The following is a 12,109-nucleotide window of genomic DNA, read 5'->3' as shown; positions in this document are numbered from 1 at the left end:
ACTGTGAATTGTGTAACAAAAATTATCTTTTTCGATTAGTACAGCATTTTTATCTGTTCTTTTTTTTGCAACTATTGTACAATGTAAGGGTATAAAAAAACTGGAGGTCTTTACCCGTGGAACTATTCGAAAGTTTAAAATTTAAAATCGTGCGTCGTCATATCAAAATCGTTTTCCCAGAAGCAACGGATCCTCGTATCCTTGGTGCAGCAAGCCGTCTACGTTCAGAAGAATTGGTAGAACCAGTTTTGATTGGTAACCCTGCTGAGATTGAAAAAGCAGCGGAAGCTCGAGGAATCAACATCGCTAATTTTGAGATCCTAGATCCTGAAAACTATGACCGGTGGGATGAAATGGTCGAAGCTTTTGTTGAGCGCCGAAACGGCAAAGCAACAAAAGAGCAAGCCGAAGAAATCTTAAAAGATGTTAATTATTTTGGTACGATGTTAACTTACATGGGGATCACTGAAGGAATGGTTTCAGGTGCGATCCATTCAACGGGCGATACGGTTAGACCTGCATTGCAGATCATTAAAACAAAACCAGGCGTGAGCCGCACAAGTGGTGCCTTTTTGATGGTTCGTGGTCGTGATCAAGAAAAATACCTATTTTCTGACTGTGCCATCAATGTGAACCCTTCTGCACAAGAATTAGCAGAGATCGCTGTTGATTCAGCAAAAACAGCGGAATTATTTGATATCGATCCAAAAGTTGCTATGCTTAGCTTCTCGACAAAAGGTTCAGCTAAAGCACCAGAAGTCGATAAAGTGGTTGAAGCAACAAAAATTGCCCAAGAATTGGCGCCTGAGTACGAAATCGATGGTGAATTGCAATTCGATGCTGCTTACATTTCAGCTGTCGCTCAATTAAAAGCACCAGAATCAGAAGTAGCTGGTAAAGCAACGGTCTTTGTCTTCCCAGATTTACAATCTGGAAACATTGGCTACAAAATCGCACAACGCTTCGGTAACTTCGAAGCAATTGGACCAATCCTGCAAGGATTGAACAAACCAATCTCAGACCTTTCTCGCGGATCAAACGAAGAAGACGTCTACAAACTATCCATCATCACAGCAGCACAAACATTGATGGATAAATAAGATAACTAATCAAACAACCAAGCCGTTCCTTTTGTCAAGGAACGGCTTTTTGCTGCGAATCACAACGATTGGCTTGCATAGCAAGACAGAGTTGATTATGAGCAGTACTAGGCGACCAAAGGGAGCGTAGTAACCTTCAGCCTGAATCACTGCGATTGGCTTGCGAAGCAGAGAGCAGATGATGAGCAGCGGGGACCAAAGAAAGCGTAGTAACCTTCAGCCTGAATCACTGCGATTGGCTTGCATAGCAAGACAGAGCAGATGATGAGCAGCGGGGACCAAAGAAAGCGTAGTAACCTTCAGTATGAATCACAACGATTGGCTTGCGAAGCAGAGAGCAGATGGTGAGCAGCGGGGATCAAAGAAAGCGTGATAACCTTCAGCCTGAATCACTGCGATTGGCTTGCGAAGCAGAGAGCAGATGGTGAGCAGCGGGGACCAAAGAAAGCGTAGTAACCTCAGTATGAATCACAACGATTGCCCTTAGAGTGGCATGGAAGTCTACTTAGCGCAACAAGCTTAGAAACAATTGCAGGCAAAGCAAGATGAGGGGCGTCGCTTCCAAAAATACTGCCCACAGCAGGATAAAAATGGCTTTTCTTTCAAACTCCTTGCGACGGTACGCTCTTTACTTTTGTTTCTAAAACAAGCTATACTAACTACTAACAGCAAGTGAAAAGATAAAGGACGGATCAAACATGATAACGATCGCTGATTTAGATGCAACAGAAAAATTTGCCGAAGTGATTGGCAGAGTGGCCCTGCCTGGAGACAATTTGGTGTTAACTGGGGAACTGGGAGCCGGTAAAACGACGTTGACCAAAGGGATCGCTCGAGGTCTGGGGATCAGTCAACTGATCAAAAGCCCAACCTATACGATTATTCGTGAATATACTGAAGGTCGGTTGCCACTCTATCATATGGATATTTACCGGGTAGAATTTGGCGCATCAGACTTGGGATTAGATGATTATTTTGAAGGTGATGGTCTTTCTGTGATCGAGTGGGGAAATCTTCTAGAAGAGTCTTTACCGGAAGATTATTTGGAACTGATTTTGGAAAAAGATAATACAGAAGAGCAAAAACGCTTTGTGAAATTGCTTACATTTGGTCCAAAAGCTGAGGCCTTCCAACAGCGTATTTTGGCGCAATGGGAGGCAGATAATGAGTGACATTCACTTGACGTTGCGTGAGGCTCGGGGCGAAGATGCGGCAGAACTCTTGGCAGTCAGTCAAAAGATTGGTCAAGAAACTGACTTTTTGGTCATGGATGAAACAGGCCTCGCCCTGCCTGAAGCAATGTTGGCACAGCAACTAGAAAGCTTGTATGAACAAGACAATCACCTCCTATTGTTAGCTCTTGATGGAGAACGAATTATTGGTATGGCTTCTATCAAAAATTATTCGGAATGGCGCATGGCCCATGTAGGAGAAATAGGTCTATCGATTTTAAAAGACTATTGGGGAATGGGACTAGGGTCACTTCTTTTAGAAGAATTGCTTGAATGGGTCAGTGAAGTAGGGTTGTTGACACGCTTGGAGTTGACAGTCCAAGCGCGCAATGAACGAGCTATCCATTTATATCAGAAGTACGGATTTGAAATTGAAGGTTGTATGAAACAAGCCGCCCAAACAAAAGATGGGCAACGAATTGATGTTCTAATGATGGCAAAATTAGTTGATGAGGAGTGAGAAGGATGATCCTGCTTGTTGAACCGGCCCTAGCAGACAAAGAACAGTTAACAGCTTATCGCGCATCATTTTTAGAAGACAATGAAACTATCCACGGAGGTTCTGGGCTGGAAACAGCGGAGACAATCGAAAAATGGCTTGAACTGCAAGAAGCCTACAAATCACCGGCAACTGTTCCAGCTGGTCATGTCATTAGTCGGGTTTATCTTGCAAAACAAGCAGATACAGTCATCGGAATCTTGAATCTTCGGCTAGAGCTCAACGACTATTTGTTGCAGCAAGGCGGTCATGTCGGTTATTCTGTGAAAAAAACGTATCGCCAAAAAGGATATGGGACAGCAATGCTTGCTCAATCCTTGTCGATTGCCAAAAGCTTCGGAATAGAAAAAGTACTGGTGACATGCGATGCTCACAATCAAGCATCTGCTAAGGTCATTGAAAAAAATGGTGGTCAATTAGAAGATATATGGATCGATCGGGTAAATGGGAATAGTACTCGTCGTTATTGGCTTTCAACAAATAACTGAAAGACAAAAGAGTAAGAAAGTAAGAAGAAAAGTAAAAAACTGATACTCATTTTACGAGTACCAGTTTTTTTAATGGGTCGATCCCAAAATCGTTTTCTTGACGTAATAAGATCTGAGCACAGGCACGACTATCTTCAAGGGCATCGTGGTGATTCAGCAAAGGAATCTGCAGCTGTTGGCAGACAGTATTCAGCTTGTGATTCTCGAATTCAGGATAGAGTTTGCGGCTTGTACGTACTGTACAGAGTGAAAGATAATTTGGCTGTTCTATCCCATAGTAATCAAGACATCCAGCTAAAACGCCAGTATCGAAACCAGCATTGTGGGCAACGATCAGACTGTTGAGATTATAATATTGCTGGATTTGTTTCCAAATGTCAGGAAATTTAGGAGCATTGACGACGTCTTCCGGATGAATGCCATGGATTTGGATATTTTTCCAAAAGAAATCTGTCTCCGGCTGGATCAACGTGTAGTACTCTCCAACAATTTTACTGTCCCGAACCATGACTAATGCCAATGAACAAGCACTGTGCTTTTGATAATTGGCTGTTTCAAAGTCCATTGCGATAAAATTCATTGCCTTCACCTCAAAGCTATTCTAGCACAAATCTTTGAAATGAAAAGATACAAGATTTTTTGGCAGGATGGCCGACAGGACACAGCGAAAGAATAAGGTAAGCAATTAGTTTAACTGTAATTCGACGGGGCAATGATCACTGCCTAAGATTTCTGTATGGATTTTTGCATCAACCAGGCGGTCATTTAAATCGTCTGAAACAACGAAGTAATCGATGCGCCATCCAGCATTATTTTTGCGCGCATTAAACCGGTAACTCCACCAAGAATAAATCCCTTCAGTATCGGGATAAAAGTAGCGGAAAGTATCCGTAAAGCCTGCTGAAAGTAAGGTTGAAAATTTTTCTCGTTCTTCAGGAGTGAAGCCGGCGTTTTTTTGGTTGGTTTTCCAGTTTTTAAGATCAATGTTTTGATGAGCGACGTTCAAGTCACCGCATAGGATAACTGGCTTTTGCTGTTTCAGATCGGTCAGATAGGCACGAAAAGCATCTTCCCATGTCATGCGATAATCGAGACGACGCAATTCATTTTGGGCGTTTGGTGTATAGCAAGTGACTAAAAAGAATTCGGGGTATTCCAGTGTGATCACCCGGCCTTCGGCATCATGTTCCTCGATGCCAATCCCATAATGGGCAGTAAGTGCCGGTTCTTTAGCAAAGATCGCTGTACCAGAGTATCCTTTCTTTTCTGCATAATTCCAGTATTGCGTGTATCCTGGCAGATCCAACTCGATCTGCCCTGCTTGCAGCTTCGTTTCTTGCAAACAAAAGAAGTCTGCATCGAAGGTCTCAAAGGCTTCTAAAAAGTTCTTTTTGACGATTGCTCGTAAGCCATTCACGTTCCAAGAAATAAATTTCATATTTGTCCTCCTCGGTTCAACTATATTTTCCATTCTACCGAAAAAAAGTGTAAGATTAAAGCAAGACGTAACGTTTAGGAGGAATCAGTCATGAAGATCGGTGTTATCGGGTTAGGAAATATTGCACAAAAAGCATACTTGCCAAGTTATATTGCATTGCAGGATCAAGCGGATTTTTATTTTGCCACTCGGCGTGAATCCGTTCAGAAAGAATTGCAGCAACGTTATCGGTTGGCGCATATGTACACCAATTTAGACGAGCTGATCGATCAGGGAATCGAGGCTTGTTTCATTCATACAGCTACTGGCAGCCACTATGAGTTGATCAAAAAATGTCTGACAGAAGGAATCCATGTCTTTGTCGATAAACCGGTCAGCGAGAATTTTGCTGAAGTAGAAGAATTGTTTGCTCTAGCTAAAGCAAAACAAAAGTTGTTGATGGTCGGCTTCAATCGCCGCTTTGCCCCGATGGTCGATCAATTAAAACAAATTCCAGATAAGCGGATGATTTATCTGTCAAAACACCGGCAAGCCGCTAGTCATGATACCAAGTATGTGATCTATGATCTCTTCTTACATTTGGTGGATACTGGTGTCTATTTATTGGATGAACCGATCATCGCGCATACTAGTCAGATCAAAGAATCAGCGGATGGATTGGAGACGGCCACACTGATCTTGGAAACAGCACATACAACGGCGATTTTGACGATGGATCTCAAGAGTGGTGCCAATACGGAAGATTACCGGATCACCGCCAAAAGCGGAACCTATGATGTGAGGAATTTGACTGCTCTTACGGAGTATGTGGAGGGGAAAACGGTGGAACATGAGTTTGGCGATTGGGAAACAACGTTGAACAAACGAGGGTTCTATCCATTAGTTTCGGCATTTATTGCAGCAGTCGCCGATCCAACAGCTATCGATCTGCGACAAGCGCAAGTGATAGACAGTCACCAGCTTTGCCAAGAAATGATCGCTGCCAATCATCGGGCAAAAAGTGATTCTTTAGAGAAGTAGCAACTTTTCAATGAACATGCTAAAATAAGGAAGATGTTTAATGTGAAAGGACTCTTTCTTGTGAATAAAGAATTAATGATCAAGCAATTTCCAGAAATTGCGTTACTAAAAGATGAAGCTTTATTGAATTATACGTATACGAAAACAGGAGGGCCTGCAGATATCCTGGCTTTTCCCAAATCAGCAAAAGAAGTAGAACAAATTGTCGCCTATTGTCGAGAAACTGATACTCCTTGGTTGGTCTTAGGCAATGCTAGCAACTTGATCGTTCGTGATGGTGGGATTCGCGGTGTTGTGATCATGCTATCAGAAATGAATCAGATAACGGTAGAAGATACCACTTTGATCGTCGAAGCAGGCGCGAAGCTGATCGATACAACGTATGTGGCACTCCATGAATCGTTGACAGGATTTGAGTTTGCTTGCGGGATTCCAGGAAGCGTCGGGGGAGCGGTATTTATGAATGCCGGTGCTTATGATGGTGAGATTCAAGATATTTTTGCGTCCTGTGATGTCTTGCTCGCAGATGGCCGCGTCGTGACTATGATGAAAGAAGAGATGGCGTTTTCTTATCGCCACAGTACGCTTCAAGACCAACATGCGATCATTCTGTCGGCTCGTTTTGATTTGGCGCAAGGGGATCAAGATCAAATCAAGAAACGAATGGATGAGTTGACGGAACTCCGTCAGCTGAAACAACCATTAGAATATCCTTCTTGCGGCAGTGTCTTCAAGCGGCCTGTTGGTCATTTCACTGGCAAGTTGATTCAAGACGCCGGTTTACAAGGATTGAAATGGGGCGGCGCGCAAATTTCTGAAAAGCATGCTGGCTTCATCGTCAATGTCGATCATGCTACAGCGACGGACTATGTGGAACTGATCGCTCATATCCAACAAGTGATCAAGGAGCGATTTGATGTCCAGTTAGAGACAGAAGTGCGTATTATCGGAGAAGAAGCAAAATAATTCAACATGTTCGTAATTGTGACAACGTCTGATGACAAATCGATATCTGAAGAATGAATGTATTGCAAGGCTTCGTAAGGCATCGTTGCGATGTATCGAGAACCTATAGCATTACTTGAATCTTTCAGAACGGTTGTTTATTTGGGCAGTTGTCACATTTTTTATTAAAAAAGGCAATGGGAAGGCTGTACTATTTGTCTACCCATTCCGTTTTGGCTACAATAAAGAAAAGGGGAAAATGGAGGGATAGTATGAAAAAGTGGTTGGGTATTGGCTTGTTGGTTGGGCTATTCTTTTTAACCGGTTGTACGAAATTACCGCAGGATCAGTTTGCTGATGGGTTAACAGTACAAAAAGATATGAATGCTGGTGACTTTAGCGTGACGATCGATACATTTGAATTTGCTGGCGAGGACAGCCAAAATTCACAAGAAAGCATGATCGCAGGGATGATTTTCTCCCAGTTGGCGGGAACCAAGATCACGGGAAATTTTGTTGAAGATCCAAAAAGCAAAAATATTCGTTTGGATGCCTCACTGTCTTCTGGAGAAATCGATGTCCCACTGAATCTTTTGATCGATGGGAAGAGCCATGACACCTACCTTTCTGCAGAAATCGTTGAGGCAATGAGCAATCTGTTTGCATTTGATACATTCGGTACATCGGATACGTTTGCATCGGATACATTTGATAGTAGCGAAACGCCAGATACGACGGGTAAAGATAAATATATTCGTCTGTCACCAGATGAGATGTCAGATCTTGACACGGACCAGCTATTGAACAATAGCTTATTTTCTTCTGAGACATTGGCAGAGTATGTCAAAACGTTGGATCGTGAATCTTTTAAAAGAGATGGTGACACCATCACGCATACATTCACAAAACAAGAGCTGTTGGACTTTGTTGACTATGCCAAAAAACAAAAGGCAGACACTAGTGAGATTACGCAATGGGAAGATCTGCTGAAAGACAGTGAACGTATTGATTTGACTATATCTATCAATGCAAAGAAACAAAACCAAAAAGTTGTGATGAACATGACCCAATCTGGCGAGCTGCCTTTGGCTATTGGGATCACGTTTACTATCAGCGGCAAACAAAGTGATGAAAAAGTCCAGTTACCTGCTTCAGAAAATGTCGTTGATCAGCAAGAGTTTTTTGATTCCTATCAAGAAGACTCTTTTTGGGATGACAGTTATTACGGCGATGATCCCCTCTCTGATGAAGATTGGACAAATTATACGCTAACAGACGAGGAGTTTGACCAATTATTAGAGATGGTTGCCACTGATCTACAGGGCATGACGGATGAAGAAATCGCTGATTTTTTGTTGATTTATGAAGACTTACTGACCGAAGAACAGTACCAGCGTTTGGCTGAGGCATTGCAAGTAAGCCAAAATTTATGAGCAGCATAAAGGAACACTAAAAAAAGAGCCATTGAAGCAAGCTTATCAAGCTGCTTCAATGGCTCTTTTTGTTTGAAGTTCTTTCAAATGAATCAAAAACGTGGCTTTTTCGTCAATCTCAGTAACACAGAAGCAACAGTCATGGTCGCAATTCCTGCAACGATCGCCTCTGGGATACCTTGTGTCAAAATAACGCCAAGGATGGCGGTATAGACGGCAGTTCCGGCATTACCGATCGCAGCGGCATATTCTTGTTGGAATAAAAAGTAGATGAGGTTCATCACGAGAATCGTATTCGTCAATCCTCCAGCGATTCCAGCAATCAGCAACGAAGTGCTTTGCCGCTTGTTTTGCCACATTTTCTGGCAGGCTTTAAAGACAAAATAAGGGACGATTCCGATCAGAATGCGAGGAATCAGAGCAACCAAGATCGCTTTCCAACTTCCATGATCCATGCCATAGACTGGGACAAATGGCGAGAACACAAAAGAAAGCGGCGAGATGATCCACGTTGAACGGACCATACTAATGATGCCAAAAGCCCCTCCCAGAAAGCCGCCGATCCGTGGTCCTAAAATGATGGAAGCAATGATCACGGGAATGTGCATCGTAGTAGCATTGATCGGACCTAAAGGAATGAACCCTAGAAAAGGAACGGATGCTAAAAGAATCAAGATCCCCAGGAAAAATGCAGTTAAAACTAAATCAAAAGTGGCTATTTTTTTCATGTTAGACTCCTCGTACTTCCAATGCTGCAACAGCTTGTTCAACGATCGCTTCCACGGTCGCCAGCGCGCCGCGGCCGAAATCCCCGCAAGCCAACAAGGCCTCGCGAGGAGCGATCTCTTGATAACCGACCTCTTTCAAAATGGCTAGATTTCGTTGCACGATTGGATTTTGATACATATTGGTATTCATCGCTGGTGCAATCAGTTTTGGTACCTCCGCAGTCAATGCCAAAGCGACCGTTGAGATCAGATCATCTGCTAAACCATGAGCCAATTTACCAATCAAGTTGGCACTGGCTGGTGCGATCAAGAAAAGGTCCGCTTGCTTCGCTAATTCGATATGGTTGATCCGGTCAGGTTGGCGTTCTTGCATCACATCCACATGGATTGGTCGCTTAGATAATGACTGGAGAGTCAATGGTGTGATGAATTGCGTACTATTAGCAGTCATCATCACGTCGACTGCATACCCTCGTTTTGTCAACTCATTCGCGATATCCGCTGCTTTATAAGCGGAGATACTTCCGCTAATACCTAATAATACATGTTTTTGTTTCATTTTAATTCCTCCTTATCCAAGGGGCTCTTCATTTTTCAATAATGTATCTACGATCAATGCGGCAATTTCTAGCTTAGTATGGCCGGTACCGATTTTTTTATCGGCAGTTAGTAAGTGACCAATATGCTGATCTTCTTTGATCGTAGTCAAGTCATTGGCCAAGACATAATCTGCTTGATTTTTAGCTAGACTATCACGGGCTACTTGAAAAAGTGTTTCTTCCGAAACATCGACTAATAATTTGAAACCCACCAACTTTGTCTGAGGTTGTTTTGCTTTGATTCGCTGGATCACTTTAGGTGTTTTCTTTAAGACCATCACTAGATGATCAGTATTCGAAGAGAGTTTGCCTGACTGTTCCATTGACTGTGCTACTAATGTCTCTAACAACTCAGGAGATACTTGGTTGTCAAATTGTGGAAGCAACTGATTGATCGCTGTCAAGAATGCTTCTTGTGACCAACTGTTAGCAGGTGTGAAATCACTGACCGCCATGCTGTGGATCACTGCAAAGTAAGTATGTGCCGATAATAAGGACTCAAGACAATTCAGTAATCCAAGAGTGCCTTCGATATAGTGGACCGTCAATCGTGAATCGTTAGCTGGCTGTTTTGCTTGACGAGTTGTGACATAATCAATTTCAATCCCTTTTTCTAATAACGCTTCAGCGATGGCTTTGCCTAATGAACCTGTTGAATGATTCGTGATCGCCCGTACTGAATCAATTTTTTCGGAAGTTCCGCCGGCAGTGATCAATATTCTCATGTTTCTGATGCCACCTTGACGATCGTCCGACCTTGATGGGTACCGGCTAATAAGGATGCGAGTGTTTCCGGCAATGTTTCAAAGGTAATCTCATGACTATGCAACTGATCTGCGACATACCAGCCTGTTGCTAGACGTTGCCAAAGTTCGTTACGAGTGGCAGTGTCAACATTGACCGAGTCAATACCGATCACGCGGATGCCGCGAAGAATAAAGGGTAAAACCGTCGTTTCGATGTTGATCCCCCCAGCATTTCCGCATAAAAAGGCACCGCCGCCGTAACGGATTTGCGGCAATAATGCGGAAAGAAGGGAACCACCGACGGTATCAATAACTGCCGCTACTGTCTGCTTCGCCAGCGGTTTGATTTTTTCTGGTTGCCAATCAGCTGGATCAGTGATTTTGGTTGCTCCTAGTGCCAATAACCAGTCTGCCTCTTTTTTACGAGAAAGTGCGACGATGTTTGTATAGCCTAACTTATGCAGCAATGCGATGCTGATACTTCCGACACCTCCGGAAGCTCCGGTAATGACGATCGGCGCTTCTTTTTCAAGGGCAAGTTTTTCAAGTTCGGTGACAGCCAGTGCCGCAGTAAAGCCAGCAGTACCATAACACATACTATCTTTAGCCGATAAAGTTTCTGGTCGTTTGATCAGCCAATCAGCCGGTACCCGTTGGTATTGGCTGAAGCCACCGGGATGAGAAACACCTAGGCCGTAACCTGTCAGCAGTACTTGGTCGCCGGTTGAAAAATCCGGACTTTGACTTTCAATGACTTCACCAGCCAAGTCGATGCCTGGTGTCATCGGATAAGTACGGATAACACCGCCATTTTCTTTAGCTGCTAAAGCATCTTTATAATTGACATCGGAATAAGCGACTTTGACAAGAACGTCTCCCTCAGGTAAATCTGTCAGTTTGCAGGTCTTTAAAGTGGCAGTAAATGTTGGTTCATTTGTTACGATATAAGACGAAAATTCTGTCATTCAAGGCAACTCCTTTAATGGTTTGAACTCATGATACCATAATCTGGTTGATTTTTAATCATTGTTGCGAAACAGATGATTATTCATGAGCCAATTTCTTCGTTAGAATGAGAGAAGGGTATTGAGAGCTACTGAATGAAAATGGCTAAATAAAGGCATTATGTGACAGCTGCCCATTGGCTGCAGCTCATTTAGTCAATAAGAAAGCTTCGAAAAATTCTCTTCAAAAAAGGTAAAAAAAGACTTGTTTTTTTTAGAAAAGTTTGTATACTGGAAAAAGTGAAATTAAACTTGAAGTTTACTATTAGCAAACTTTTTTATGGGATTTTTTTACTATATTTTTGATCGAGGGGGAATGTAGATGGAGATTGGCGAGAAGCTCCGCAATTTGCGGGTCCAAAAAAATCTGACACAAGAAGAATTAGGGGAACGAACCGATTTATCCAAAGGGTACATCTCCCAATTAGAAAGAGATTTAAGTTCACCTTCAATGGAAACTTTTTTTACGATTTTAGAAGTCCTTGGAGTGACCCCGGAAGAATTTTTCCGTCAAGAAAATGCAGACCATCAAGTGGTCTATCGAGAAGAAGACAGTACGAGTTATTATGATGAAGAAAATGGCTATGAACTGCGGTGGCTGATTCCAGACTCGAATGAAAAAGAGATGGAGCCAGTCGTGTTGACTTTTGAGAAAGCCGGCGAGTATAAGACATTTGAACCTTCTTTAGCGGAAACTTTTATTTATGTTTTGGAAGGAACGATTGCACTGAGCCTCGGGGAATCAGAATACAAAGCACGCAAGGGACAGTCCATTTATTACCAAGCAACAGAACCGCATCAATTGAGAAATATCGGCCGGCAAAAAAGTCGCGCCTTGATCGTTGTAACTGATTCTTATTTATGATTTAGGGGGAAA

14 protein-coding genes are annotated in these 12,109 nt (G+C 42.8%); 8 read left to right on the top strand and 6 right to left on the bottom strand.

Going from position 1 to position 12,109, the window contains the following annotated elements; translation table 11 throughout:
* The first annotated feature begins 116 nt into the window (after positions 1 to 116).
* From pta to EG2_RS03955, 4 genes are all read left to right on the top strand, one after another.
* The gene (pta, locus tag EG2_RS03970) at positions 117 to 1,100 is read left to right on the top strand and encodes a phosphate acetyltransferase (protein ID WP_003127459.1); all 984 of its coding nucleotides are present in this window, start codon (positions 117 to 119) and stop codon (positions 1,098 to 1,100) included.
* Positions 1,101 to 1,798: 698 nt separating this feature from the next.
* Positions 1,799 to 2,272 (top strand): tRNA (adenosine(37)-N6)-threonylcarbamoyltransferase complex ATPase subunit type 1 TsaE, encoded by a 474-nt coding sequence (tsaE, locus tag EG2_RS03965; RefSeq protein WP_003127460.1) that lies wholly within the window; start codon positions 1,799 to 1,801, stop codon positions 2,270 to 2,272.
* Complete coding sequence (locus tag EG2_RS03960) at positions 2,265 to 2,792, top strand: GNAT family N-acetyltransferase (RefSeq protein ID WP_060813622.1); 528 nt, start codon at positions 2,265 to 2,267, stop codon at positions 2,790 to 2,792. Before tsaE ends, EG2_RS03960 begins: the two co-directional genes overlap by 8 nt.
* 5 nt (positions 2,793 to 2,797) lie before the next feature.
* A complete protein-coding gene (locus tag EG2_RS03955) occupies positions 2,798 to 3,319 on the top strand; it encodes a GNAT family N-acetyltransferase (protein WP_060813621.1) in 522 nt (173 codons plus the stop codon).
* A gap of 46 nt (positions 3,320 to 3,365) precedes the next feature.
* Here the strand turns inward: EG2_RS03955 and EG2_RS03950 are convergent, their stop codons facing one another.
* Both EG2_RS03950 and EG2_RS03945 read right to left on the bottom strand, forming a co-directional pair.
* Positions 3,366 to 3,899 (bottom strand): 3'-5' exonuclease, encoded by a 534-nt coding sequence (locus tag EG2_RS03950; RefSeq protein ID WP_005471732.1) that lies wholly within the window; start codon positions 3,897 to 3,899, stop codon positions 3,366 to 3,368.
* A 105-nt stretch (positions 3,900 to 4,004) separates the two neighbouring features.
* The gene (locus tag EG2_RS03945; RefSeq protein ID WP_060813620.1) at positions 4,005 to 4,757 is read right to left on the bottom strand and encodes an exodeoxyribonuclease III; all 753 of its coding nucleotides are present in this window, start codon (positions 4,755 to 4,757) and stop codon (positions 4,005 to 4,007) included.
* Between the two features lie 90 nt (positions 4,758 to 4,847).
* On the opposite strand from EG2_RS03945, the gene EG2_RS03940 reads away from it, so the two are divergent.
* The 3 genes from EG2_RS03940 to EG2_RS03930 all read left to right on the top strand — a co-directional run bounded on the left by EG2_RS03940 (position 4,848) and on the right by EG2_RS03930 (position 8,155).
* Positions 4,848 to 5,777 carry a Gfo/Idh/MocA family protein gene (locus tag EG2_RS03940; protein WP_003127467.1) on the top strand — a complete coding sequence of 310 codons (930 nt, stop codon included), beginning with the start codon at positions 4,848 to 4,850 and terminating at the stop codon, positions 5,775 to 5,777.
* A gap of 75 nt (positions 5,778 to 5,852) precedes the next feature.
* Positions 5,853 to 6,743 (top strand): UDP-N-acetylmuramate dehydrogenase, encoded by an 891-nt coding sequence (murB, locus tag EG2_RS03935; protein WP_369914735.1) that lies wholly within the window; start codon positions 5,853 to 5,855, stop codon positions 6,741 to 6,743.
* A 251-nt stretch (positions 6,744 to 6,994) separates the two neighbouring features.
* Complete coding sequence (locus EG2_RS03930; RefSeq protein WP_060813619.1) at positions 6,995 to 8,155, top strand: hypothetical protein; 1,161 nt, start codon at positions 6,995 to 6,997, stop codon at positions 8,153 to 8,155.
* Positions 8,156 to 8,247: 92 nt separating this feature from the next.
* Here the strand turns inward: EG2_RS03930 and EG2_RS03925 are convergent, their stop codons facing one another.
* Genes EG2_RS03925 through EG2_RS03910 form a run of 4 tightly spaced genes read right to left on the bottom strand, consistent with a single transcriptional unit; the run spans position 8,248 to position 11,193 of the window.
* A complete protein-coding gene (locus EG2_RS03925; RefSeq protein ID WP_060813618.1) occupies positions 8,248 to 8,883 on the bottom strand; it encodes an ECF transporter S component in 636 nt (211 codons plus the stop codon).
* 1 nt (position 8,884) lies between these two features.
* A complete protein-coding gene (coaC, locus tag EG2_RS03920) occupies positions 8,885 to 9,442 on the bottom strand; it encodes a phosphopantothenoylcysteine decarboxylase (RefSeq protein WP_003127471.1) in 558 nt (185 codons plus the stop codon).
* A gap of 12 nt (positions 9,443 to 9,454) precedes the next feature.
* Complete coding sequence (locus tag EG2_RS03915) at positions 9,455 to 10,207, bottom strand: phosphopantothenate--cysteine ligase (RefSeq protein ID WP_060813617.1); 753 nt, start codon at positions 10,205 to 10,207, stop codon at positions 9,455 to 9,457.
* The gene (locus EG2_RS03910; protein ID WP_060813616.1) at positions 10,204 to 11,193 is read right to left on the bottom strand and encodes an acrylyl-CoA reductase family protein; all 990 of its coding nucleotides are present in this window, start codon (positions 11,191 to 11,193) and stop codon (positions 10,204 to 10,206) included. The genes EG2_RS03915 and EG2_RS03910 overlap by 4 nt, the downstream gene beginning before the upstream one ends.
* A 361-nt stretch (positions 11,194 to 11,554) precedes the next feature.
* Here EG2_RS03910 and EG2_RS03905 point away from each other — a divergent pair, with 361 nt between their 5' ends.
* A complete protein-coding gene (locus EG2_RS03905; RefSeq protein WP_003127476.1) occupies positions 11,555 to 12,097 on the top strand; it encodes a helix-turn-helix domain-containing protein in 543 nt (180 codons plus the stop codon).
* The last annotated feature ends 12 nt before the right edge of the window (positions 12,098 to 12,109 follow it).

This window comes from Enterococcus gallinarum NBRC 100675, from assembly GCF_001544275.1.
Classification (GTDB): Bacteria; Bacillota; Bacilli; order Lactobacillales; family Enterococcaceae; genus Enterococcus_D; species Enterococcus_D gallinarum.
The sequence above is the reverse complement of the archived record's forward strand: the minus strand, read 5'-3'. Positions and strand labels throughout refer to the sequence as shown.